21 protein-coding genes and 1 pseudogene are annotated in these 23,171 nt (G+C 58.5%); 15 read left to right on the top strand and 7 right to left on the bottom strand.

Annotated features, from left to right (window positions below):
- Window positions 1-12: 12 nt before the first annotated feature.
- From gyrA to PHX60_RS08655, 10 genes are all read left to right on the top strand, one after another.
- Complete coding sequence (gene gyrA, locus PHX60_RS08700) at window positions 13-2,670, top strand: DNA gyrase subunit A (protein WP_300076799.1); 2,658 nt, start codon at window positions 13-15, stop codon at window positions 2,668-2,670.
- Between the two features lie 61 nt (window positions 2,671-2,731).
- Entirely contained in the window at window positions 2,732-3,847 is a 1,116-nt protein-coding gene (serC, locus tag PHX60_RS08695; protein ID WP_300076797.1) for a 3-phosphoserine/phosphohydroxythreonine transaminase, read from the top strand.
- Window positions 3,844-4,962, top strand: a complete 1,119-nt coding sequence (gene pheA, locus PHX60_RS08690; RefSeq protein ID WP_300076795.1) for a prephenate dehydratase — start codon at window positions 3,844-3,846, stop codon at window positions 4,960-4,962. Before serC ends, pheA begins: the two co-directional genes overlap by 4 nt.
- Window positions 4,963-4,971: 9 nt before the next feature.
- The gene (locus PHX60_RS08685; protein ID WP_300076793.1) at window positions 4,972-5,856 is read left to right on the top strand and encodes a prephenate dehydrogenase/arogenate dehydrogenase family protein; all 885 of its coding nucleotides are present in this window, start codon (window positions 4,972-4,974) and stop codon (window positions 5,854-5,856) included.
- Between the two features lies 1 nt (window position 5,857).
- On the top strand, window positions 5,858-7,879 hold the full coding sequence (locus tag PHX60_RS08680) for a bifunctional 3-phosphoshikimate 1-carboxyvinyltransferase/cytidylate kinase (RefSeq protein WP_300076791.1): 2,022 nt from the start codon (window positions 5,858-5,860) through the stop codon (window positions 7,877-7,879).
- Between the two features lie 179 nt (window positions 7,880-8,058).
- The gene (gene rpsA / locus PHX60_RS08675) at window positions 8,059-9,744 is read left to right on the top strand and encodes a 30S ribosomal protein S1 (protein ID WP_300076790.1); all 1,686 of its coding nucleotides are present in this window, start codon (window positions 8,059-8,061) and stop codon (window positions 9,742-9,744) included.
- A gap of 104 nt (window positions 9,745-9,848) precedes the next feature.
- Window positions 9,849-10,178: an integration host factor subunit beta gene (locus PHX60_RS08670; RefSeq protein ID WP_300076789.1), complete on the top strand. Its 330-nt coding sequence runs from the start codon at window positions 9,849-9,851 to the stop codon at window positions 10,176-10,178.
- A 33-nt stretch (window positions 10,179-10,211) separates the two neighbouring features.
- The gene (locus PHX60_RS08665) at window positions 10,212-10,529 is read left to right on the top strand and encodes a lipopolysaccharide assembly LapA domain-containing protein (protein WP_300076788.1); all 318 of its coding nucleotides are present in this window, start codon (window positions 10,212-10,214) and stop codon (window positions 10,527-10,529) included.
- Window positions 10,519-11,676, top strand: a complete 1,158-nt coding sequence (lapB, locus tag PHX60_RS08660; protein WP_300076787.1) for a lipopolysaccharide assembly protein LapB — start codon at window positions 10,519-10,521, stop codon at window positions 11,674-11,676. The genes PHX60_RS08665 and lapB overlap by 11 nt, the downstream gene beginning before the upstream one ends.
- A gap of 117 nt (window positions 11,677-11,793) precedes the next feature.
- On the top strand, window positions 11,794-12,810 hold the full coding sequence (locus tag PHX60_RS08655) for a D-2-hydroxyacid dehydrogenase family protein (RefSeq protein ID WP_300076785.1): 1,017 nt from the start codon (window positions 11,794-11,796) through the stop codon (window positions 12,808-12,810).
- 12 nt (window positions 12,811-12,822) lie between these two features.
- Here PHX60_RS08655 and PHX60_RS08650 read toward each other — a convergent pair whose 3' ends face one another.
- From PHX60_RS08650 to PHX60_RS08640, 3 genes and pseudogenes are all read right to left on the bottom strand, one after another.
- Window positions 12,823-13,338, bottom strand: coding sequence for a hypothetical protein (locus tag PHX60_RS08650; protein ID WP_300076783.1), 516 nt, complete (start codon window positions 13,336-13,338; stop codon window positions 12,823-12,825).
- A 19-nt stretch (window positions 13,339-13,357) separates the two neighbouring features.
- Complete coding sequence (locus PHX60_RS08645; RefSeq protein ID WP_300076781.1) at window positions 13,358-13,798, bottom strand: DNA polymerase III subunit chi; 441 nt, start codon at window positions 13,796-13,798, stop codon at window positions 13,358-13,360.
- 182 nt (window positions 13,799-13,980) lie between these two features.
- A pseudogene (locus PHX60_RS08640) lies at window positions 13,981-15,405 on the bottom strand (leucyl aminopeptidase); the annotation flags it as partial.
- A 23-nt stretch (window positions 15,406-15,428) separates the two neighbouring features.
- Between PHX60_RS08640 and lptF the strand changes: the two are divergent.
- The 4 genes from lptF to PHX60_RS08620 all read left to right on the top strand — a co-directional run bounded on the left by lptF (window position 15,429) and on the right by PHX60_RS08620 (window position 19,044).
- Window positions 15,429-16,526 carry an LPS export ABC transporter permease LptF gene (gene lptF / locus PHX60_RS08635; protein WP_300076777.1) on the top strand — a complete coding sequence of 366 codons (1,098 nt, stop codon included), beginning with the start codon at window positions 15,429-15,431 and terminating at the stop codon, window positions 16,524-16,526.
- Window positions 16,523-17,626: an LPS export ABC transporter permease LptG gene (gene lptG / locus PHX60_RS08630; protein WP_300076775.1), complete on the top strand. Its 1,104-nt coding sequence runs from the start codon at window positions 16,523-16,525 to the stop codon at window positions 17,624-17,626. Before lptF ends, lptG begins: the two co-directional genes overlap by 4 nt.
- A gap of 31 nt (window positions 17,627-17,657) precedes the next feature.
- On the top strand, window positions 17,658-18,038 hold the full coding sequence (locus tag PHX60_RS08625) for a CbiX/SirB N-terminal domain-containing protein (RefSeq protein WP_300076774.1): 381 nt from the start codon (window positions 17,658-17,660) through the stop codon (window positions 18,036-18,038).
- A 64-nt stretch (window positions 18,039-18,102) separates the two neighbouring features.
- Window positions 18,103-19,044, top strand: coding sequence for a CysB family HTH-type transcriptional regulator (locus PHX60_RS08620; RefSeq protein WP_300076773.1), 942 nt, complete (start codon window positions 18,103-18,105; stop codon window positions 19,042-19,044).
- A gap of 65 nt (window positions 19,045-19,109) precedes the next feature.
- On the opposite strand, the gene PHX60_RS08615 is transcribed toward PHX60_RS08620, so the two are convergent.
- From PHX60_RS08615 to PHX60_RS08605, 3 genes are read right to left on the bottom strand one after another with little or no spacing between them, the layout of a single operon-like run.
- Entirely contained in the window at window positions 19,110-20,123 is a 1,014-nt protein-coding gene (locus PHX60_RS08615) for an HD domain-containing phosphohydrolase (RefSeq protein ID WP_300076771.1), read from the bottom strand.
- Between the two features lie 13 nt (window positions 20,124-20,136).
- On the bottom strand, window positions 20,137-20,784 hold the full coding sequence (locus tag PHX60_RS08610) for a TIGR02281 family clan AA aspartic protease (protein WP_300076770.1): 648 nt from the start codon (window positions 20,782-20,784) through the stop codon (window positions 20,137-20,139).
- Between the two features lie 33 nt (window positions 20,785-20,817).
- Entirely contained in the window at window positions 20,818-21,303 is a 486-nt protein-coding gene (locus tag PHX60_RS08605) for a YajQ family cyclic di-GMP-binding protein (protein ID WP_300076768.1), read from the bottom strand.
- A gap of 74 nt (window positions 21,304-21,377) precedes the next feature.
- Between PHX60_RS08605 and murB the strand changes: the two genes are divergently transcribed.
- Entirely contained in the window at window positions 21,378-22,448 is a 1,071-nt protein-coding gene (gene murB, locus PHX60_RS08600; protein WP_300076766.1) for a UDP-N-acetylmuramate dehydrogenase, read from the top strand.
- 6 nt (window positions 22,449-22,454) lie between these two features.
- On the opposite strand, the gene PHX60_RS08595 is transcribed toward murB, so the two are convergent.
- Window positions 22,455-23,012 (bottom strand): DUF2242 domain-containing protein, encoded by a 558-nt coding sequence (locus PHX60_RS08595; protein WP_300076764.1) that lies wholly within the window; start codon window positions 23,010-23,012, stop codon window positions 22,455-22,457.
- Between the last annotated feature and the right edge of the window lie 159 nt (window positions 23,013-23,171).

The raw sequence follows: 23,171 nt of genomic DNA, 5'->3' as shown, positions 1-23,171 counted from the left end.
CTTGTCCCTGTCATGACCCAGTTTGCCAAAGAAACCCTGCCCATCAGCCTAGAAGAAGAGATGCGGCGCAGTTATCTCGATTACGCCATGAGCGTGATTGTGGGACGTGCCTTGCCGGACGCACGCGATGGGCTCAAGCCCGTACACCGGCGCGTGCTGTTTGCCATGCACGAACTCAACAACGATTGGAACCGCCCTTACAAAAAGTCGGCCCGTATTGTCGGGGATGTGATTGGTAAGTACCACCCGCACGGCGATAGTGCGGTCTATGACACCATCGTGCGGATGGCGCAAGATTTCTCTTTGCGCCACATGCTGGTCGATGGCCAAGGTAACTTCGGTTCGGTCGATGGTGACAGCGCAGCAGCCATGCGTTACACCGAAATCCGCCTGTCCAAAATTGCCCACGAAATGCTGGGCGATATTGATAAAGAAACGGTCGATTTTGGCCCCAACTACGACGGCAGCGAGCAAGAACCGCTGGTGCTACCAAGCAAGTTGCCCAATTTGCTGGTCAATGGCTCGTCGGGTATTGCCGTGGGCATGGCCACCAACATTCCGCCGCACAACCTCAATGAGGTGGTGGACGGCTGCCTGCACCTGCTGGCGCACCCACAAGCCTCGATAGACGAGCTGATGGAAATCATCCCCGCACCCGATTTTCCTACGGCGGGCATCATCTACGGCATCAATGGCGTGAAAGATGGCTACCGCACCGGTCGGGGCCGCATCGTCATGCGCGCCAAATGCCATTTTGAAGACATTGACCGTGGTCAGCGCCAAGCCATCGTGGTCGATGAGCTGCCCTACCAAGTCAACAAAAAAACGCTGCAAGAGCGCATGGCCGAGCTAGTCCACGAGAAAAAAATCGAGGGCATCAGCCACATCCAAGACGAATCCGACAAATCCGGGATGCGCTTGGTGATTGAGCTAAAACGTGGCGAAGTGCCCGAGGTGGTGCTCAATAACCTGTACAAGCAAACCCAGTTGCAAGACACCTTTGGCATGAACATGGTAGCGCTCATCAATGGGCAACCACGCTTGTGCAACCTCAAAGATTTAATCAGCGTATTCTTGCAACATCGGCGCGAAGTGGTGACGCGGCGCACCGTGTTTGAACTGCGTAAAGCACGCGAACGCGGCCATGTGCTAGAGGGGCTGGCGGTGGCGCTGGCCAATGTGGACGAGTTTATCGCCATCATCCGCAACGCTCCCACGCCGCCGGTGGCCAAGGCTGCCCTGATGGCGCGCACTTGGGACAGCGCCTTGGTGCGTGGCATGTTGACGCGCACGCGCACCGATGGCGCGCTAGTGCAGGCCGCAGATTACCGCCCCGAGGGCCTAGAGGCCGATTTTGGGATGCAGCCCGATGCGCTCTACCGTCTGTCCGAGACGCAAACCCAAGAAATTTTGCAGATGCGCCTGCAACGCCTGACCGGGCTGGAGCAAGACAAAATTGTGGCCGAATACAAAGAGGTCATGGCGCACATTGACGACTTGCTGCACATTTTGGCCACACCCGCGCGCGTCTCGACCATCATTGGAGATGAACTCAAAAGCATCCAAGCCGAATTTGGCCAAAGCAAATTGGGCGCGCGCCGCAGCACGATTGAACACAGCGCCCAAGACCTGTCCACCGAAGACCTGATTACGCCCACCGACATGGTGGTCACGCTCAGCCACTCGGGCTACATCAAAAGCCAGCCCCTGTCCGAATACCGGGCGCAACGGCGTGGCGGGCGTGGCAAACTGGCCACCGCCACCAAAGAAGACGACTGGATTGACCAGCTGTTCATCGCCAACACGCACGACTACATCCTGTGCTTCTCAAACCGGGGGCGCTTGTACTGGCTCAAAGTCTGGGAAGTGCCAGCTGGTTCGCGTGGCTCGCGCGGGCGGCCTATCGTCAACATGTTCCCGCTGCAAGAGGGCGAAAAAATCAACGTGGTGTTGGCCCTGACGGGCGAGATGCGCCGCTTCCCCGCCGACCACTATGTGTTTATGGCCACTGCTGCGGGTACTGTCAAGAAAACGGCATTGCAAGAATTTAGCAACCCACGCAAGAGCGGCATCATTGCTATCAAACTGGACGAAGGTGACCAACTGATTGGCGCCGCTGTGACCGATGGCCAACACGATGTGATGCTGTTCTCGGACGGTGGCAAGGCGGTGCGCTTTGATGAGGATGATGTGCGCGTCTTGGGCCGCGATACCCGTGGCGTGCGCGGCATGAACTTGGAAGACGGCCAAAGCGTGATTGCCATGCTGGTGGCCGAAGATGAAAGCCAATCGGTACTCACTGCCACCGAAAACGGCTACGGCAAGCGCACCAGCATTGCCGAGTACACGCGCCACGGACGCGGCACCAAGGGCATGATTGCCATCCAACAATCGGCACGCAATGGCAAGGTCGTCGCTGCGACACTGGTGCGCCCCGATGACGAAATCATGCTGATTACCGATACCGGCGTGCTGGTGCGTACCCGTGTGGCCGAAATCCGCGAGCTAGGCCGTGCCACCCAAGGCGTGACGCTGATTGCTTTGGATGATGCGGCCAAACTGACCGGTTTGCAGCGCATTGTAGAAAACGATGCCAACCCTGTCGGAGCCGATGAGGTAGGGGAAGACCCTGATTCTGTCACTACAACTGCCACTGTGGCTACCGATTGAAGGCTGGTTGTCAGCTTGGCAGTGAAGACTTTGGCCCTTTCGCCCCTTTTTTGGAATTTTGATGATGAAACAACGCCCTTATAACTTCTCTGCTGGCCCGGCCACCATGCCGGTTGAGGTACTAGAACAAGCCGCCGCCGAAATGCTCGATTGGCAAGGCAGCGGCATGGGTGTGATGGAAATGAGCCACCGGGGCAAAGAGTTCATTTCCATCTACGAACAGGCCGAGGAAGATTTCCGCGAGTTGATGGGCATTCCGATAGATTTTGAAATTCTGTTCATGCAGGGCGGGGGCTTGGCGCAAAACGCCATCGTGCCACTCAATCTATCGCATGGTGGCACGGTTGATTTTGTCGTGACGGGGGCTTGGAGCCAAAAATCGCACCACGAGGCCGAACGCTACGCGGCTGAAGTCAATTTGGCCGCCTCGGGCAAAGAGAGCGAGTTCACCACCATCCCCGACCCCGCCACTTGGCAACTGAGCCGAGGGGCCAGCTATTTGCACCTGTGCAGCAACGAAACCATCCACGGGGTAGAGTTTCAAGAATTGCCCAATTTGAAGGCCTTGGGCAGTGATGCAACGCTGGTGGTGGATTTTTCTTCGCATGTCGCCTCGCGCCCGGTGGACTGGTCGCGGGTGGGCTTGGCTTTTGCTGGGGCGCAAAAGAATTTGGGGCCAGCTGGCCTGACGGTGGTGGTAGTGCGCGAAGACCTGCTCGGCCAAGCGCTGGCCAGTTGCCCAAGTGCGTTCAATTACCAAATTGTGGCCGACCACCAATCCATGTACAACACCCCGCCCACTTGGAGCATTTACGTGGCCGGATTGATGTTCCAGTGGCTCAAGCGCCAACGCGAGGGGACCCTCACTGGCGTGGCCGCGATGGAGCAGCGCAACATTGCCAAGGCCCAATTGCTCTATGACGCGATTGACCAATCCCAGCTTTATGTCAACAAGGTGGCCCCGCATTGCCGCTCGCGCATGAACATTCCGTTCTTTTTGCAAGACGAAAGCCGCAATGATGCCTTCTTGGCCGGAGCCAGAGCGCGCGGCCTGTTGCAGCTCAAAGGCCATAAATCGGTCGATGGGATGCGCGCCAGCCTGTACAACGCCATGCCACTAGAGGGCGTACAAGCGCTGGTGGCCTATCTGCAAGAATTTGAACGCCAATCTGCATGACCGCCCCATCCTCCGCCACCCCCACCGTGCAGGCTTCGCCTGATTTGGCCGATTTGCGGGTAAAAATTGACAGCCTTGACCGGCAATTGCTCAGCTTGCTCAACCAGCGCGCGCTGGTGGCCGAGCAGGTGGGCGAAGTCAAAAAACGCGAAGGCACGCCATTTTTCCGCCCTGACCGCGTGGCCCAAGTGATTGACAAAATCACCACCGCCAACCCCGGCCCACTCAAAAGCGCGCATGTTGCAGCCATTTGGCGCGAAATCATGTCGGCCTGCTTGGCCTTAGAAGCGCCCCAGCGTGTCGCCGTGTTGGGGCCAGAAGGCACCTTCTGCGAACAGGCTGCCGTCGAATACTTTGGCGGCGCTGCCGACCTGATGTACTGCGCCAACTTTGACGAGGTGTTCCACGCTACGGCGGCGGGCAGCGCTCAATATGGTGTGGTGGGCGTAGAAAACTCTACCGAAGGCGTAGTCACGCGCTCTTTGGATATGTTTTTGCACACCCCCTGCCATGTGGTGGGCGAAGTCAGTTTGCTGATTCGGCACAACCTGCTGCGCCAAACCGATAGCTTAGATGGCATTGAGGCCGTGCTGGCACACCCGCAAGCCTTGGCCCAATGCCAAGCTTGGCTGTCTAAACACCTGCCGCACGCCGAGCGCCGCCCGGTATCCAGCAATGCCGAAGGCGCACGTTTGGCTGCCACCAACCCGGCTTGGGCTGCACTGTCGAGCGAACGGGCGGCACAACAGTTTGGCCTGCACATTGTGGCCCATGCCATCCAAGATGATGCCTACAACCGCACCCGGTTTGCCATCATTTGCTTGCCGCACACCCTGCAAACCCCGCCCCCCTCGGGCAAAGATTGTACGAGCCTGATTGTGTCCGTGCCCAACCAGCCGGGGGCGGTGCATGATTTGCTGGTGCCGCTCAAGCAGTATGGCGTGTCTATGACGCGCTTTGAGTCGCGTCCGGCACGCACCGGCCAATGGGAATACTATTTTTACATCGACATTGATGGCCACCCCAGCCAACCGCACGTAGCCGCTGCTTTGGCGGCTTTGCGTGGTTTGTGCGCTTTTTACAAGGTGCTGGGCACCTACCCGGTGGCCTCCTAAGGAAACGGCATGTTTGAACAATTGGGGCTCATCGGCTGCGGCCTGATGGGTGGATCGTTTGCACTGGCGCTCAAACGCGCCGGACTGGTCAAGCGGGTAGTGGGTTACAGCAAGTCACCCTCTACCACCGACCGTGCGCGCCAAATGGGCGTGATTGATGTAGAGGCCCCCTCGGCCCTGCTGGCGGTGGCGGGGGCCGATATTGTGTTGCTGGCGGTGCCGGTGTCGGCCACCGAAGCCTCGCTCAAGGCGATTCGGCATCTGGTGACGCCCAATATGCTCATCATGGATGTAGGCTCGACCAAAGCCGATGTGGTGCAAGCGGCGCGCAGTGCCTTGGGCGATAAAGTCGGCCCCTTTGTGCCCGCGCACCCCATTACCGGGCGCGAAGTGGCCGGGGTAGAGCATTCCGATGCTGATTTGTATGTCGGGCGCCAAGTGATTTTGACCCCGATTGAGCGCACCCTGACGCTGCAAATCAAGCAGGCCGAAGAAGTCTGGAAGGCGCTGGGTTGCCGCGTCACCAGTATGTCGCCCGAGTCCCACGATGAGGCTTTTGCCGCCGTCAGCCATCTGCCGCATTTACTGGCCTTTGCCTTTATCAATGGCTTGGCAGGGCAAACGCAGGCCGAAAACTTCTTCTCGTTGGCTGGTCCGGGTTTTCGTGATTTCAGTCGCATTGCCGCCAGTGACTCCAAAATTTGGCGCGATATTTTGCTGGCCAATCGCCAAGATGTGTTGGCCCAGTCTGAATTGTTTCGCCAAGCGCTCACGCAATTAGAACAATTGATTCGCACCGGCAACCGACAGGGCCTAGAAGACCTTATCACCTTGGCCAGTGCCACGCGCAGCCATTGGCGCATGGGCGCACAACGCAGCAAGGGCCACCATTAGCATGTTTGCCATTCCTTTTCTCGATCTTCCTCCCTTAGCCAGCGCTGACGGCAGCGTGCGCCTGCCCGGCTCCAAAAGCATCTCTAACCGCGTCTTGCTGTTGGCCGCCCTGAGCGAAGGCACCACGGTGGTTGAAGACCTGCTCGCCTCTGACGACACCCGTGTGATGCTCGATGCCCTGAAAGCGCTGGGCTGTGGCGTACAAGAAACTGGCAGCCAAGCGCGCATCACCGGCTTGGGTGGGCGCGTAGCCTCATCGCCCGCCCAACTCTTTTTGGGCAATGCAGGCACCGCCATGCGCCCGCTCACAGCGGCGTTGGCCTTGCTGGGTGGCGAATATGAACTCAGCGGCATCGCCCGGATGCACGAGCGCCCGATTGGTGATTTGGTCGATGCCCTGCGCCAACTGGGTTGCCAGATTGATTATTTAGGCCAAGACGGTTATCCGCCCTTGCGGATTGCCCATGCTGCTGGCGTACCGACTTTATCGTTGGCCCAACCCATTCGGGTGCGTGGCGATGTGTCTAGCCAATTTTTAACCGCGCTGCTGATGGCCTTGCCCTTGGTAGCCACCACGCAAGACGTGGTGATTGAGGTGGTGGGTGAACTCATCTCCAAACCCTATATCCACATCACGCTAGAACTGTTGGCCCGTTTTGGCATTGCGGTGCGCCATGAGCAATGGCAACGCTTTGTCATTCCGGCAGGCAGCCGCTACCAGTCACCGGGCACCATCCATGTTGAGGCCGATGCCTCCTCGGCCAGCTACTTCATTGCCGCCGGAGCCATCGCAGGCCATACAGAAGGCGTGAAAGTACTGGGCGTAGGCCTAGACTCCATCCAAGGTGATATCCGCTTTGTCGAAGCCGCCCGGCAAATGGGAGCCAACATCAGCGGCGGCCCCAATTGGTTGCAGATTGAGCGCGGCCAATGGCCCTTGCAAGCGATTGATTTGGATTGCAACCACATCCCCGATGCCGCCATGACGCTGGCCGTCATGGCCCTGTACGCCAATGGCACCTCCACGCTACGCAACATTGCCAGTTGGCGCGTCAAAGAAACCGACCGCATCGTCGCAATGGCCACTGAGCTACGCAAACTCGGTGCCACGGTAGAAGAAGGTGCCGACTTTATCCGCGTCACGCCTCCAGCGGCGACAGCCGATTGGCGCACTGCCAGCATCCACACCTACGACGACCACCGCGTAGCGATGTGCTTTTCTTTGGCCGCGTTGAACCCGGCGGGCCTGCCCATCCGCATCGAAGACCCCCAATGCGTGGCCAAAACCTTCCCGGATTATTTTGAAGCCTTGTTCTCGGTGGTACAAGCGCGCCCGACGGCCATTCCGGTCATTTGCTTGGATGGCCCGACCGCCTCCGGTAAAGGCACGGTGGCCGCTGCCGTGGCGCAACAACTGGGCTATGCCTTTTTAGATTCTGGGGCGCTCTACCGCATCACCGCCTTGGCCGCCCAACGCGCCGGTTTGGCCCTCGATGCCAGTGCCGAAGCCGAAATTGCCGCCTTGGCGCAGCAGCTCGATATTCGCTTTGAGGCCGGTCAAGTTTGGCTGGCGGGCGAAGACATCAGCGCCGCCATTCGCACCGAAGAAGCCGGTATGAACGCCTCACAGGTTTCTAGTTTGCCTGCGGTGCGCGCCGCCTTGGTGGCTTTGCAGCACAGCTTTAGACGCTTGCCGGGCTTGGTGGCCGATGGCCGCGACATGGGCACCGTCATTTTTCCGCAAGCGCCGCTCAAAGTTTTTCTGACTGCCAGCGCCGAGGCGCGCGCCGATAGGCGTTATCAGCAGTTGCTTGCCAAGGGCGATTCGGCTAATATGTCCAGCCTTGTGGCTGATTTGCAAGCGCGCGATGCGCGGGATATATCCCGCAGCGTTGCCCCCCTGCAAGCAGCACCAGATGCACTGCTACTCGACAGCACCCACTGCACCGCCCATCAGGCCGTGCAGCAGGTGTTGGTTTGGTGGCAGCAACGCCAGCCTTTTGCGTCCCACGCAGCAGGTTGATGTTCGGTTGTTTTCAACCATCCCGGTCCACACCAGCTTGCGCCGCGCCTTAGCGTCTGGGCAGTGTGGTTTTTTGTTTACTTAACCCGTGGCTTTTAGCCACATTGCAAACCACCACTGGCGGCCTTAGAAACCACGGCAATAGGGCTGTGGTCAACCTGTCAGTGGCAAGGAAATACATGTCTGAATCTTTTGCCGCCCTTTTTGAAGAATCTTTGCAGCGTACCGAAATGCGTTCCGGTGAGGTCATCCCCGCCGAAGTGTTGCGTGTAGAACACAACTTTGTTGTGGTGGATGCCGGTCTGAAGTCCGAATCCTACGTTCCGCTAGAAGAGTTCAAGAACGACAAGGGCGAAGTCGAAGTCCAAGTAGGCGATTTCGTCTCTGTGGCCATCGGCTCGATTGAAAACGGCTACGGCGACACCATCCTGTCGCGCGACACCGCTAAGCGTTTGGCCTCGTGGTTGGCGCTGGAAAAAGCCCTCGAATCCGGCGAATTTGTCACTGGCACCACCAGCGGCAAGGTCAAGGGCGGCCTGACCGTGCTGGTCAACGGCATCCGCGCTTTCCTGCCCGGCTCCCTGATCGACACCCGTCCAATCAAAGACCTGACTCCCTACGAAAACAAGACGATGGAGTTCAAGGTCATCAAGTTGGACCGCAAGCGCAACAACGTGGTGCTGAGCCGCCGCGCTGTGGTCGAAGCCTCGATGGGCGAAGAACGCGCCAAACTGATGGAAACCCTGAAAGAAGGCTCCATTGTGCAAGGCGTGGTCAAGAACATCACCGAATACGGTGCGTTTGTTGATTTGGGTGGCATCGACGGCCTGCTGCACATCACCGACATGGCATGGCGCCGTGTCCGTCACCCCTCCGAAGTGGTCACGGCTGGTCAAGAAATCACCGCCAAGATTCTCAAGTTTGACACCGAGAAGAACCGTGTCTCCTTGGGCCTCAAGCAAATGGGTGATGACCCTTGGATGGGCGTGTCGCGTCGCTACCCTCAAAGCACCCGCCTGTTCGGCAAAATCACCAACATCGCCGACTACGGCGCATTTGTTGAACTCGAACCCGGCATCGAAGGCTTGGTACACGTGTCCGAAATGGACTGGACCAACAAGAACATCGCTCCATCCAAGCTGGTCACGCTGGGCGACGAAGTCGAAGTCATGGTCTTGGAAATCGACGAAGACAAGCGCCGTATCAGCCTGGGCATGAAGCAATGCAAGGCCAATCCTTGGCAAGAGTTTTCCCAAAACACCAAGCGCGGCGACCGCGTCAAGGGCCCCATCAAGTCCATCACTGACTTTGGCGTGTTTGTCGGCTTGGCTGCCGGTATCGACGGCCTGGTGCACCTGTCTGACCTGTCTTGGAACGAAACCGGCGAAGCTGCCGTGCGTAACTACAAGAAGGGTCAAGAAGTCGATGCCATCGTGTTGGCTGTCGATGTGGACCGCGAACGCATCTCCTTGGGTATCAAGCAACTCGATGGCGACCCGTTCACCACCTTCGTCACCGTCAACGACAAGGGCCAAATCGTCACTGGCAAGGTCAAGACCGTGGATGCCCGTGGCGCTGAAATCGACCTGGGTGAAGACATCATCGGCTACCTGCGTGCCTCCGAAATCTCGCGCGACCGCGTCGAAGATGCACGCAACGTGCTGAAAGAAGGCGATGAAGTGACTGCCGTGGTGGTCAACGTCGACCGCAAGACACGCAACATCCAGTTGTCTATCAAGGCCAAGGACCAAGCCGAACAGCAAGAAGCCATGCAATCGCTGAGCCAGCAATCGGCCCGCGAAAGCGCCGGTACCACCAGCTTGGGTGCCTTGTTGCGCGCCAAGTTGGATAACTCGGACAAGTAATCGCTTTTATCGCTTTTAGCTGAAAAGCCAAGCCAAAGCCGGGTTTGTGTGCCAACACAGCCCCGGCTTTTTTCATGATAATTGGCACAAGCTAGTAAAAATCCATGAACCGATCAGATTTAGTGGCAGCACTAGAAGAATGTTTTGGACAATTGAGCCGCCGCGACACCGAGGCGGTCGTCAAAACGATTTTAGATGCGATGAGCCACAGCCTAGAGCAAGGGCGGCGCATTGAAATTCGGGGTTTTGGTAGTTTTTCTATCCATGCACGCCCACCGCGCATGGGGCGCAATCCGCGCAGTGGTGCGGCGGTGGCAATTCCTGCCAAACAGGTGCCGCATTTCAAGGCGGGCAAAGCCCTGCGCGAGGCCGTGGATGCAGGCTTACCATCCAATACAAAGCAGCAAGCTGCTAGTATGGCCATGTCGTCTTAAAATGGCCCCCTCAACAAGGGGATGTGGCCGACCATGAAATACCTCCTGTGGCTGCTCAAGGCAGCCATTTTTTTTACCCTGTTTGCTTTTGCCTTAAATAACCAACAAGATGCCACGGTGTATTTCTTTTTTGGTACGCAGTGGCGCGCCCCGATGGTACTGTTGGTTTTAAGCGCCTTTGCCTTGGGTATGGTGGCTGGTGTGCTGGGCATGGTGCCGCGCTGGTGGATGCACCGTTGCGCGGCGCAGCGACAACATGCAGCAGCACCACCACCGGCTGCCGCTGATGCCGCTGCCCCTCCTTCCGCTGCTACCGCAGCAGCCAGCACCGAGCCACCCCATGGAATTTGATTTGTCTTGGATTTTGCTGGGCCTGCCCTTGGCTTTTATGCTGGGCTGGCTGGCCTCGCGCTTTGATTTGCGCCAACTGCGTGCCGAAAGCCGCACCGCTCCCAAAGCGTATTTCAAAGGCTTAAATTACCTGCTCAATGAGCAACAAGACCAAGCCATTGATGCCTTTATCGAGGCCGTACAGCACGACCCCGACACCTCGGAGCTGCATTTTGCTTTGGGTAATTTATTTCGTCGTCGGGGTGAATACGACCGGGCGGTGCGCGTACACGAGCATTTGCTCGCGCGTGGCGATTTAGACCGCAAAGACCGCGACCGGGCGCAGTATGCCTTGGCGTTGGATTTTCTCAAGGCCGGGCTGCTAGACCGGGCAGAGGTGGCTTTACTGCGCCTAGAAGGTACCGCCTTTGAAGAACAAGGCCGATTGGCCCTGTTGGCGATTCATGAGCGCTCACGCGATTGGCCGCAAGCGACAACCATCGCGCAAAAAATGCAGCAAGCGGGGCAGGGTGATTTCAGTACCCGCCAAGCCCATTATTTGTGCGAGCAGGCGCACGCACTGATGGCACAAGCCCAATGGCCCCAAGCCACCACCTTGTTAGAGCAGGCGATGCAGCTGGCCCCCGAAGCCCCACGCCCGCGCATAGAGTTGGCCCGGTTACGCTTGCAACAGGGCCAAGCCGAGGCGGCCGTCCGCATCCTCAGCCAGTTAGCGCACGATATACCGCAAGCCCTGCCGTTGGCTGCTGCTTTGCTGGCCCAAGCGGCGCAAGCCTGCGGACAGGTGCCGTCCACATTGGCATTGTTGTTACAGCATTATGGGCAATTTCCGGCCTTGGATGTGCTGGACGGCATTGTCGTCCTGGAAAATAGCAGCAGCTCCCCCTCGGCACCGGCAGCACTGCGCTATGCCCAGCATCTGGAGAAAGAGGCTTCTTTGGTAGCAGCAGCGCACTGCTTGCGCCTCGAAGCCCACAGCCACGCCGCATGGCAGCCTTGGCTGCAACGGGCGGTGGAACGTGCCGCTCAACCCCTGATGCGCTACCGCTGTGCCGCCTGTGGTTTTGAAGCGCGCCAGCATTTTTGGCAATGCCCCGGCTGCCAAAGCTGGGACAGCTACCCAGCACGGCGCATTGAGGAGCTTTAAACCCAAGCGCTGCCGTAGACACTGTGCCTTGCGTAAACTTCGGCTTTTGAGTGGCGGCACTGTGTGGTACCGCTGCATCGATTGGTTTGCCGTTCCCCGTGCAAAAAAAGGATCTGCATGACAGTCAATATCGTCATTTTGGACGACTACCAAGATGCTGTGCGTAAACTGCACTGCGCCTCTCGCCTTGATGCTTATAACCTCAAGATTTACACCAACAACGTCAAAGGGCTGGGGCAGCTATCGGTGCGGCTCAAAGATGCCGACATCATCGTGCTGCTGCGTGATCGCACCCCCATCAGCCGCCAACTGGTAGAAAAGCTGCCGCGCCTGCGCCTGATTGCCCAAGCCGGTGGCCGGGTGGGTAGCCACATTGATGTGCTGGCCTGCACCGAGCGTGGCGTGGCAGTGGCCGAGGGCATTGGCTCCCCCGTGGCCCCGGCAGAACTGACGTGGGCGCTGCTGATGGCCGCGATGCGCCGCCTGCCCCAGTATGTGGCCAACCTCAAGCATGGGGCTTGGCAACAATCGGGCCTCAAGGCCGGTTCTATGCCGGCCAACTTTGGCCTGGGTGCAGTGTTGCGCGGCAAAACGCTGGGTATTTGGGGCTATGGCCAAGTGGGGCAGTTGGTGGCCGGGTATGGCCGCGCTTTTGGGATGCAGGTGTGTGTCTGGGGGCGTGAGGCTTCTTTGGCGCGGGCGCAACAAGATGGCTATGCGGTGGCCAGTAGCCGTGAAGCGTTCTTTGCCGAGTGCGATGTGCTGTCCTTGCACCTGCAACTAACCCCAGAGACCCAAGGCAGCATCACTTTGGATGATTTGTCCAGCATGAAACCTAGCGCCTTGCTGGTCAATACCTCGCGCGCCGAGTTGATTGCCCCCGATGCCTTGATTGCCGCCCTGAACCGAGGCCGCCCCGGCATGGCGGCAATAGATGTGTTTGAAAGCGAGCCTATTTTGCAAGGCCACGCCCTGTTGCGGCTAGAAAACTGCGTCTGCACGCCGCATATTGGCTATGTAGAGCAAGACAGTTACGAGCAGTCTTTTGGTGCCGCCTTTGACAATGTGCTGCGCTACCTGCAAGGCACGCCCACCAATATCGTCAATCCTGGGGCCTTGCAAATGCGCCGCTAAAGGTGGCACGCTTCAGAGAGGGGGCGATAGGTCTTGGCGATTCGGTGTGCGCGCATTAATCCATTCTTGCGCCACCGCTTCGCCCACGGTTTGTTGCACCAGGCCACGCACCTCGTGGCGCAAGCGCGGCAGTATCAGGGCGATTTGCTCTTGCACGATGTGGTCAATGGCCTGTTCTAAGCGCTGCTCTAGGGTGTTTTCTAGCCGTTGCAATAGGCGCTGCACCAACTGGGCTTCTTGTGCTGCCGATAAGCTAGCGTGCAAGGCCGGTGCTGGGGTGGGGGCTGGGCGGTGCAGGGGGGGCGTTGCCGGTGCAGGCGGGGCTTCTGGGGGGTCGTTGAGCTGTGCGTCAATGCTATCGGCCAAAGTAGGAATATCCAGCAGCCACGGCGGTGGCTGGCTTGCGCTGGCAGCGGGAGCAGGGGCAAGCTCTGGTGCGGCAGCTGGCGGTGCGCTGGGTGGCGGCAGTGGCACCACCTCGGTCAGGGTAGGAATAAAACGCGGCGGTGCCTTGGGGTTTCGGCTCATGCAAGTAGTATCTTCTCGGTTAGCGGGCGGACAGGGCTAAGTCGTGGCGCACGATGGTGTAGCCGCTGGTTTGGTAATTGCGCCAGCGGGTGCGGGCCTGTTGGCGGTCTTGCTCATCATCCCTGCTGACAATTTCAATCAGGCGCTCAAAGCGCTCAAAACCCAGCGGTAGGGTGCTGCCCAGATTGATGAGCAATTGCCGGTGTTGTGGGGCTTGGCGCGGGTCGGGGGCCAGCACAATCGGTGATGCCTTTAATAGCTCCGCGCTGGCATCGGCGCTGCAATGGGGAATGAAATCTGAGGGTGATAAGTTCCAGAGCATTTCATCGAGCAGCGCCAGCGTTTGCTGAGGGGCGGTCAGCACCAAGCGCTGCCCCTGACGCTGTGCCTTGCGCGCAACCCGGCAAGCGTAGTAGAGCTTGTCGGGGGCGTTAAAGTGAAAGGCGATTTGCGTGGTCATGGCAGCGCCGGGCTTTAGGCTTTGCTGGCGCTACTGGCCTTGGTGCGGGGTGCGCGGCTGGCTTTGGCCAGTGCAGCGGGTGTAGCGCTGGCGTTACTGGCGTTACTGGCGTTACTGGCGTTACTGGCGTTACTGGCGTTACTGGCGTTACTGGCGTTACTGGCGCTGCTGGTGCTTGCGTAGAGCAGGTATTGCACCAACAAGGCCACCGGGCGGCCTGTGGCCCCTTTGGCGGTGCCGCTCTTCCAAGCCGTGCCAGCAATGTCCAAATGCGCCCACGGGGTGTTGCCGACAAACTTTTGCAAGAACTTAGCCGCCGTGATAGAACCACCGGGACGACCGGCAACATTGGCCAAATCGGCAAAATTGGATTTGAGGCCCTCGGCATATTCTTCGTCCAAGGGCAAGCGCCAGCAGGGGTCTTGCGCGGCCTCGCCTGCATTTTGCAGGGCTTGGGCCAAGGCATCATCGCTGGCAAACAGGCCACTGCGGACACCCCCCAAGGCAATCACGCAAGCGCCCGTGAGCGTGGCAATGTCGATGATGGCACTGGGTTTGAAGCGCGCGGCGTAAGTCAGGGCATCGCACAAAATCAGGCGGCCTTCGGCATCGGTGTTCAAAATTTCGATGGTTTGGCCGCTCATGCTGGTGACCACATCACCCGGCTTAATCGCTTGGCCGCTGGGCAAATTTTCGCAGGCCGGAATCAAACCAACCACGTTGATTTCTGGTTGCAGCTCGGCCAAGGCACGGAAGACACCCAGCACGCTGGCTGCACCGCACATATCGAACTTCATCTCGTCCATTTCGGCACCGGGCTTGAGCGAGATGCCGCCGCTGTCAAAGGTGATGCCTTTGCCCACCAGCACGATAGGCGCTTGCGACTTGGCCGCGCCTTGGTAGCGCAACTCGATAAAGCGCAGTTCTTCGGCAGTGCCTTGGGCCACGGCTTGAAATGCCCCCATGCCCAACTTGGCGACTTCGGTCGGGCCTAGCACTTTGCAATCTACATTGGGCTGCTTGGCCAATTCTTTGGCGGCCTGGGCCAACAAGGTGGGAGTGGCATGGTTACCGGGGCGGTTGCCCCATTCACGCGCCAGCTCGACCCCCGTGGCCACCGCCACGCTGTGGTGAAAGGCATCGGCCACAGCGGCGGTGTCTGGCACCCCAATGACAACCCGTTGCAGACTGCGCGCCTCGGCTTTGGGTTTGGTAGCGGTATAGACGTAGCTGGCCTGCGCCAGGGCCGCCACGGCAGCAGCCACCGCGCTGGCCTCGGTGGGGCCAGCAAAGCACACTACCGCGCGTTTGGGCGCGCCCGCACTGAGGGCAGCCGCCAGCGCCAGCACGCCTTGGCGCGCGCCAGCAGCTTGGCCGTTGCCAATGCCTGCCAGCACCACACGGCGTGCGGCCACGGTGGGCACTTGGTAGCAGGGCAAAATCTTGCCTGCTTTGGTTTGCAAATCACCCGCCTTGATGGCCCCAGCTGCCAGCGTGGACAGCGCATCGCTGCCGGGAATGAAGCCATCGGCCACCAGTACGATGAGCAAATCGCATTTTTCGTGGGCAGCGGTAGATAGTGTCAGGGTTTTTAAGTCGAAGTTCATAATGCGCCTTTTCGTTTGAAGCAATGTTATTCGATTCATCTATCCGCAAAGAGCTGGCACGCAGCTTTGGCGCTACTTTAGTGGTGCTGGTCACGGTGGTGATGACCATGATGCTGATTCGCACCTTGGGTCAGGCCGCACGCGGCAATGTCAGTCCTTCGGATGTGATGCTGGTCATGGGCTTTACCGTACTCGGGCAGTTGCCCACGCTGCTGAGTTTGTGCCTGTTTGTCGCTATTGTCAGCACCTTGTCGCGCATGTACCGCGACAGCGAAATGGTCATTTGGTTTGCCAGTGGCCGGGGGCTGTTCAACTTTTTGGGGCCGCTGTTGCGTTTTGCTTGGCCGGTGTTGTTGGCGATTGCCTTGTTGGCTTTGCTGGTCTGGCCTTGGGCCAATCAGCAAATTCAGACCCTCAGGGTGCAGTATGAGCAGCGCAGCGACATTGACCGCATTGCACCGGGCGAGTTCCAAGAATCAGCCAATGGCCGCCGCGTCTTTTTTATTGACCGCGATAGCACCGCTGGCGATGTGGCCAGCAAAGTGTTTATAGCCACTACCGATGCCCAAGGCGAATCCATTACGTCGGCCCAAAGTGCCAAGGTGGAGGTGCGCGAGGGCGAGCGAATGGTGGTTTTGAGCCACGGCCAGCGTGTCGAGACCTTTACCCAGCAGCCGGGCAGCAAAATCAGCCAATTTATGGAGTATGGCACCCGCATCGGCACCAGCACGGCAGATAGTGCTGCTGGGGCAGAGCCACTCAAAACCCGTAGCACCGCCCAATTGTGGGCCGAGCCTACCCCGCTGCATCTAGCCGAATTGGGTTGGCGCTTGGGGCTGGTTTTCGCGGGCCTGAACTTTGTGCTACTGGCGCTGGCGCTGGCCAGCGTGAACCCACGCGCCAGCCAAAGTGGCAACCTGATGTTGGCACTGTTTACCTTTATTGTGTATTACAACCTGCTGAATTTAGGCCAAAGTTGGGTGGCGGTGGGCCGGGTCAGTTTGCCGCATTTTCTGTTACTGCTGCACGGCAGTACGCTGGCATTGGCGGGGCTGTGGTTGACGATGCGCCACTACCATTGGAGCCCGCGCCAGTGGTGGCAGCGTCGGAGCGCTGCATGAAAACTATTCGCCGTTTGATTTACCGCGAAGTGCTGGCCGCCGTGGCGTTTGTCACACTGGGCTTTTTGGCGCTGTTTTTCTTTTTCGATTTGGTCGATGAGCTGCGCTGGGTCGGTCGTAGCCCCGGTTACCAACTTCGCCATGCGTTGTTGTATATCGCTTTGGCGCTGCCCAATCATTTGTACGAGCTGCTACCGATTACGGTACTGATTGGCACCATCTTTGTGATGGCAAGGCTGGCACAAAGCTCCGAGTTCACCATCATGCGAACCAGCGGCTTGGGGCCGTGGCGCGCTTTGCGTACCTTGCTGGCCTTGGGCGGATTTTTTGTTGTACTGACCTTTGCCGTGGGGGATTATCTGGCCCCACTGGCCGACCGGGCGGCCCAGCTGGTCAAAGCAAAATACCGGGGGGTGATTAGCACCGGGGCCACTGGCGCGTGGCTGCGCGAAACCCAAGGCGAGGTTTCTTTTGTCGTCAATGTGCGGGCGCTTGGGGCAGAAGGGCAAATGTTGGATTTGCGCTTGTTTGCCTTTGACCCCCAAGGGCGCATGGTGGCGCGTACCCATGTTGCACACGCCCAATTCGTGCCAGAAGGGGGCTGGTTGTTGCAGCAAATAGACCACACCAGCTACCACTGGACCGCCCCAGAGGCACCAGCGCGCATAGAACATTTGCAATGGCCACAATGGCACTGGAAAACCCAAATCAGTGCCGATATGGTGGCGGCTGCGGTACTCAAACCCGACCGCATGGCCACGATTGACCTGTTTCAATACATCCGCCACTTAGAGGCCAACGGCCAAGCAGCGCAGCGCTACGAAATCGAGTTTTGGCGCAAGGTGTTTTACCCCTTGAGCTGCTTGGTGATGGTGGTGCTGGCGCTGCCGTTTGCTTACCTGCATTTCCGCTCGGGTGGCATTGCCAGTTATGTGTTTGGTGGCGTGATGGCGGGCATCAGCTTCTTTTTGCTCAACAACGTGTTTGGCTTTGTCGGCAGTTTGCAGCATTGGGCACCGTGGTTAGCGGCAGCGATTCCGGGCTTGCTGTATTCGCTGTTGTCCTTGGCTGCTTTTGCTTGGTTGGTGTTGCGCCGTTGAGGGTGCGGCGCACTTCTTGTGCTTGGTGTTTATGACTACTTGGACCCACGGTGTTATTTTGTTTGCCCACGGCTCGCGCGATCCGCTGTGGTGTTTACCGATAGAAGCGGTGTGCGCGCACATCGCCGCCACCCAGCCGCAGGTGTTGGCCTGTTGTGCCTATTTGGAGTGCTGTCAGCCCGATTTGGCCCACGCCGTGCAGCAACTGCACGCACAGGGCCTGCGCGCTATCACCGTGGTGCCGATGTTTTTGGGCACCGGCAAACACGCCCGCGAAGACCTGCCGCAGCTGGTAGCCGCCTTGCGCGCCGCCCACCCCAACATCGCCCTGACAGTGCAACCCGCCATCGGCGAGCAGCCACGCCTGACCGCCCTGATGGCCGAAATCGCCTGCACGCTCCCGGTGCCATAACCCTTGCGCGGTCTTTTATAGACCAATAGTCCATAATGATGCAATTCTTTATAAGAAATTTGATATGAATTTGCATCAATTCCGCTTCGTGCAAGAAGCTGCACGCCGCAACCTGAACCTGACCGAAGCTGCCAAGGCGCTGCACACCTCACAACCGGGGGTGTCTAAGGCCATTATTGAGCTGGAAGAAGAACTGGGGGTAGAGATTTTTGCCCGCCACGGCAAGCGCCTCAAGCGCATCACCGAGCCGGGCCTGCATGTGCTGCGGAGCATTGAGCTGATCATGGGCGAAGTGAGCAACCTGAAACGCATTGGCGAGCAATTCAGCGCCCAAGACAACGGCACGCTCAGCATTGCCACCACGCACACCCAAGCGCGTTATGTGCTGCCACTGCCGGTGGCACGCCTGCGCGAGGCTTATCCCAAGGTCAACGTCAGTTTGCACCAGACCACCCCCGACCAAGTGGCGCGCATGGTGATTGACGAGGTGGCCGAGATTGGCATGGCCACCGAATCATTGGCCGATTATCCCGAGCTGGTGACCTTGCCCTGCTACGAATGGCAGCATGTGCTGGTGCTGCCACCGGGCCATGCTTTGGCGCAAAAAGAACGTATCGCTATCGAAGACATTGCCCACGAGCCGCTGATTACCTACCACCCTTCCTTCACCGGGCGTGGCAAGATTGATGCTGCCTTTGCGGCGCGCCGTTTGCAACCGCGCATCGCTTTAGAGGCGATTGACTCGGACGTGATTAAAACCTACGTGCGTTTGGGCTTGGGCATAGGCATTGTGGCCGAGATGGCGATGCGCGATGACCCAGTGGGTGATTTGCTGGTGCGTCCGGTAGGACACCTGTTTGGCCAAAGTGTGGCGCGGGTGGCGTTCAAGCGCGGGGCTTATTTGCGTAATTTTGTCTATAAATTTGCCGAACTCATCAGCGACCGATTAAGCCGTGACTTGGTAGCCCGTGCCATGACGGGGCATGTGAACGATTATGAATTGTGATAAGCGGTTCAAAGGGCGTGTTGGGCATAAAATTTTTCAAAAAAAGGAGCCTATCCGCTCCGTGTTTAGGGTATCGCCACGCTGCCAGTACCTACGCCTATACTGCGTTGGGCGGCATACAAGCCTACGCGCATCATGGTGCGGTGGTTGAGTTCTATCGTCACGGCAGCACGCGGCAAAGACGATTGGATATTGGGTTTGCTATCGGCGGTTTGGTGCAGCCTGGCCGGACTGTAAGGCTTGCCGTTGCGATCGGCCAAGCTGGCAACCAAGGGGAGATTGGCCTTGTCGCTGCGGCGCAACACAATCGCAATGTCGCCGTTGTCTAGGCGCACAAAGGTGCCCGGTGGGCACAGGCCAATCGTGCGTACCAACAGATAACCCACTTCATCACGCTGGTCAATGCCGGGGCCGACCAAAGCGCGCACCGAATCGGTGGTGCTGCGCCCAGGGCGGCTGTGGCGCGGGCTGATCATGGCGGCGTAGCGGTCTATGGTGTTGAGGACGCGCGTGAGGCGGTCTAGCTCTTCCAAGGCCGCCAAAGGGGTGCGCTGGGGTAGATTGACATGGTGTTGCCCCACCACATCGAGCCAAAGGTGGTCGGTCACATACAGGCGTTCTAAAATCGCTTGGCCTTCTTCGGGGTGCTTGCGAATGGCCTCCTGCTGCGCTGCACTGGGGCGCTCGTGCTGGTTGGCCAATTCGTCTTGCAGCGCTGTCATGCCGATGTTCATGGTCAGGGCGGCGCGCACCAGGGCATTGCGCTCGCGCTGCGACAAGGCCAACTCACCGGCCATGATGTGGCACAAGGTGGCGCACACCAGCGCGTGTGAGGTGCTATAACCCACGGTGGAAGTCGAGGCCAACTGGAACATCAAGTAGAGCGCGGCATCAATATCGTGTGCCACCAAGTCTTGCAACCAACGGTCGCACTGGCGCACCTTGGCGGCAAAATTGCGTACTTGTAGCGGATGTGCCAACAGCACCGATAGGGCCGACTCTAAATCGGCCCACAGGCCCAACAAATCTTCGTATTCTTCGTCTTGGGCTGGACGGTGCTGTACGGCTCTGGAATTCATGACAGGCAGGCACTCAACGGCGCTTTTCTAGCACCATCTGGTCTGGGGTGCGGGTCATCTGAAAATAATTGAGAAAATTGTTGCCCAGCAACACATGCGGCATCGGCTGGGGGGTAATCACGGCTTCTAAGCCCGTTATTTGCACTTCACCTAGGCGCACGCTATCAAGGTGCAAGCGCCAGCCTTGGGCCACGCCGTTGGCGGTGTTCATACGCACCGGCTGGCCACTGCGGTAGTCCAAACCCAAACGCTGCGCTTGGGCCTGTCCGATGGCGATGGTAGAAGCGCCGGTATCCACCATGAACGACATAGACTGGCCGTTGATTTGCCCCTGCTGCACAAAATGCCCTCGGGTATCGGCCATCAACACCACGCGCTGGCCGCTGCCGCTGCTGCCGCGCACATTCACAGGGGCTTGGCCCAGCTGCAAGGTGCTGCGCTGGCCTTGCACCTCGACCACGGCCTCGTCTTTGCCCACCGACAGCACACGCACACCTTGGTGTGTTTCGCCCACAGCCACGGCGCGCGGTGCATTGCTGCCCACCACCAACAGCGCTTTACTGCCCAACACACCACTCAAGGCTACGGCTTGGGCCTTGGCCAAGGAGCCAGTGAACGCCAACAGGGTGGCCATCAGTAAAGGAGCGGCAAGAGCGGGCATAAAGGGCATGGCGTAGCAAGCAAAAAAATCGGTTTAATCGCGGAAGTTGTTGAACGACAAGGGCATATCGGCAATATCTTTGCGAATCAAAGCCATTGCTGCTTGTAAATCGTCGCGTTTGGTGCCCGTGACGCGCACTTTGTCGTCTTGGATGGCCGCTTGCAGCTTGAGCTTGCTTTCTTTAATCAGCTTTTGTAGCTTTTTGGCCAACTCGCTCTCGATGCCATTACGCACCTTGATGACTTGCTTGACCTTGTCGCCGCCGACTTTTTGCGGCTTGCCAATGTCTAAAAAACGCACATCGACGTTGCGCTTGGTCAGTTTGTTGCGTAGCAGGTCTTCTACCTGTTGCAATTGGAACTCGGCATCGCCAAACAGGGTGATTTCTTTGTCTTTCAGCTCGATGCCGGCAGAGGTGCCCTTAAAGTCAAAGCGGGTGCCAATTTCTTTGGCCGCGTTGTCCACGGCGTTTTTTACTTCAACAAAATCAGCTTCACAAACGGTATCAAAGGAGGGCATGGTCAGGGTCTTTCAAAAAACAGCTGCCGCACAGGGGTGCAAGGCCCGAACAGGCCAGTGCGACAATCCGGGCAATGTTAGTCGAGAAAAACGTTTCCTTACAGCCTTGCAACACCTTTGGCATCTTGGCCCGTGCCCAAACCCTGCTGCGCGTGCGTAGTGTGGATGATTTGCAGGCGCTGCGCGCCCATCCCTTGCTGGGGCGACAACCGTGGCTGGCGCTGGGCGGTGGCAGCAATATCGTCTTTACCGGCGATGTGGAGCCGGTGGTGTTAAAAATGGAAATCCGGGGCCGTCGCTTGTGGCAAGAGACGCAGCGTGCTTGGATTGTAGAAGCCGGTGCGGGCGAGTCTTGGCACGATGTGGTGGCGTGGACTGTGGCCCAAGGCTGGCCGGGCTTAGAAAACATGGCCTTGATTCCGGGCACCGTCGGGGCCGCGCCGGTGCAAAACATTGGTGCCTATGGGGTGGAGCTGCAAGACCGTTTTGAGTCATTGGAGGCTTTTGACATGCTGACCGGCCAAACCTTTACCTTGGATGCGGCGCAGTGTGCCTTTGGCTACCGCGATTCGGTGTTCAAACACCCCCCGGCCCAAGGCAGCAGCACCGACGACCTGCCGCGTGGCATGGGCTTGGCCGGGCGGGCCATCATCACGCGGGTGCGTTTGCGTCTGCCCAAACCTTGGAAGCCCGAATTGGGCTATGTAGAGCTGCAACGCCGCGCCGCTGAGGCCGAGGCTCCACCAACACCACAGCAAATTTTTGACTGGGTGTGTGAGATTCGGCGCGCCAAATTGCCCGACCCGGCCATCATCGGCAATGCGGGTAGTTTTTTCAAAAACCCGACCGTCACGCCGGAGCAATGCCAAGACATCATCGCGCGCGACCCGAAAATTGTGCATTACCCGATGCCCGACGGCAGCATCAAACTGGCCGCTGGCTGGATGATTGATGCCTGCGGCTGGAAAGGCAAGAGCGTGGGCAAGGCTGGGGTTTATGAAAAACAGGCGCTGGTGCTGGTGAATCGGGGCCAAGGTGACAACAGCGTGACCGGCGGCGAGGTCATGACGCTGGCCAAAGCGATTCAAACCAGCGTCTATGAGCGTTTTGGTATCCGCCTAGAACCCGAGCCGCTGGTGGTTTAAGAAAACTCAATCTGCATTGGGTGTGGTGTTGTCCAGCAGGTAGCGTTTGACCAAATCAAAAAAGCTGTCGTAAAAGCTATCGGCGGCAATGGTTTGGCTGCCTACCTTGACCAGCGATTCGCCGCCCGAGGTAAATGGCAAAGACACCGAGCCAACCCCCCCCACGCCTAAACTGGCCGAGTTGTTGATTTTTTTCAGGGTGTAGCTGTCTTGCACCGCCGTAACAAAGCCCAAGCTGATATTGCCAGCGCTGCCTTCGGGCACGCACACCACCCGAATCAGCATTTGCAAATGGGTGTCGCCATTGGGCTGAAAATTCTTTTTGCCTTCAATCAGCTCGGGGTTGCTGGTTTCGATGATGTAGCCTTGGCTGAGCAGGGCGCGCCGCGCGGCCTCGCAGGTTTGTGCTGGCGTGGCATCAAACAGCCGTGAATAGGTGGTGACGGAAGCGAAACTCTCTTGCGGCCCCAGCACTTTGGTGCGCGGGCCGGTGCAAGCGCTCAGCAACAGCGCACTGCACAAACTGGTCACCGCGACAGAGAAAGAAATGTTCAGCACACGCATGGGCATACTGCTCGTAAAAAGCTAATCAAAACTATTCACGATTTATCCGCACTTGGTTGACGTGCTTGCGCACCCAACTCAAGCCGATTGACGCTCAGTAGCGCCGGAGAACGTGCCAGCAGGATTTGACGTACTTCCTTGTAGGGAGTAAACCGAGTG

It is taken from the genome of Giesbergeria sp. (assembly GCF_028686475.1).
Classification (GTDB): domain Bacteria; phylum Pseudomonadota; class Gammaproteobacteria; order Burkholderiales; family Burkholderiaceae_C; genus Simplicispira.
The sequence above is the reverse complement of the archived record's forward strand: the minus strand, read 5'-3'. Positions and strand labels throughout refer to the sequence as shown.

Excerpts from the sequence above, each read along its gene's own strand:
- gyrA (WP_300076799.1), top strand. The coding sequence starts at position 13 with ATGACCCAGTTTGCCAAAGAAACCCTGCCCATCAGCCTAGAAGAAGAG.
- serC (WP_300076797.1), top strand. The coding sequence starts at position 2,732 with ATGATGAAACAACGCCCTTATAACTTCTCTGCTGGCCCGGCCACCATG.
- pheA (WP_300076795.1), top strand. The coding sequence starts at position 3,844 with ATGACCGCCCCATCCTCCGCCACCCCCACCGTGCAGGCTTCGCCTGAT.
- PHX60_RS08685 (WP_300076793.1), top strand. The coding sequence starts at position 4,972 with ATGTTTGAACAATTGGGGCTCATCGGCTGCGGCCTGATGGGTGGATCG.
- PHX60_RS08680 (WP_300076791.1), top strand. The coding sequence starts at position 5,858 with ATGTTTGCCATTCCTTTTCTCGATCTTCCTCCCTTAGCCAGCGCTGAC.
- rpsA (WP_300076790.1), top strand. The coding sequence starts at position 8,059 with ATGTCTGAATCTTTTGCCGCCCTTTTTGAAGAATCTTTGCAGCGTACC.
- PHX60_RS08670 (WP_300076789.1), top strand. The coding sequence starts at position 9,849 with ATGAACCGATCAGATTTAGTGGCAGCACTAGAAGAATGTTTTGGACAA.
- PHX60_RS08665 (WP_300076788.1), top strand. The coding sequence starts at position 10,212 with ATGAAATACCTCCTGTGGCTGCTCAAGGCAGCCATTTTTTTTACCCTG.
- lapB (WP_300076787.1), top strand. The coding sequence starts at position 10,519 with ATGGAATTTGATTTGTCTTGGATTTTGCTGGGCCTGCCCTTGGCTTTT.
- PHX60_RS08655 (WP_300076785.1), top strand. The coding sequence starts at position 11,794 with ATGACAGTCAATATCGTCATTTTGGACGACTACCAAGATGCTGTGCGT.
- PHX60_RS08650 (WP_300076783.1), bottom strand. The coding sequence starts at position 13,338 with ATGAGCCGAAACCCCAAGGCACCGCCGCGTTTTATTCCTACCCTGACC.
- PHX60_RS08645 (WP_300076781.1), bottom strand. The coding sequence starts at position 13,798 with ATGACCACGCAAATCGCCTTTCACTTTAACGCCCCCGACAAGCTCTAC.
- lptF (WP_300076777.1), top strand. The coding sequence starts at position 15,429 with ATGTTATTCGATTCATCTATCCGCAAAGAGCTGGCACGCAGCTTTGGC.
- lptG (WP_300076775.1), top strand. The coding sequence starts at position 16,523 with ATGAAAACTATTCGCCGTTTGATTTACCGCGAAGTGCTGGCCGCCGTG.
- PHX60_RS08625 (WP_300076774.1), top strand. The coding sequence starts at position 17,658 with ATGACTACTTGGACCCACGGTGTTATTTTGTTTGCCCACGGCTCGCGC.
- PHX60_RS08620 (WP_300076773.1), top strand. The coding sequence starts at position 18,103 with ATGAATTTGCATCAATTCCGCTTCGTGCAAGAAGCTGCACGCCGCAAC.
- PHX60_RS08615 (WP_300076771.1), bottom strand. The coding sequence starts at position 20,123 with ATGAATTCCAGAGCCGTACAGCACCGTCCAGCCCAAGACGAAGAATAC.
- PHX60_RS08610 (WP_300076770.1), bottom strand. The coding sequence starts at position 20,784 with ATGCCCGCTCTTGCCGCTCCTTTACTGATGGCCACCCTGTTGGCGTTC.
- PHX60_RS08605 (WP_300076768.1), bottom strand. The coding sequence starts at position 21,303 with ATGCCCTCCTTTGATACCGTTTGTGAAGCTGATTTTGTTGAAGTAAAA.
- murB (WP_300076766.1), top strand. The coding sequence starts at position 21,378 with ATGTTAGTCGAGAAAAACGTTTCCTTACAGCCTTGCAACACCTTTGGC.
- PHX60_RS08595 (WP_300076764.1), bottom strand. The coding sequence starts at position 23,012 with ATGCGTGTGCTGAACATTTCTTTCTCTGTCGCGGTGACCAGTTTGTGC.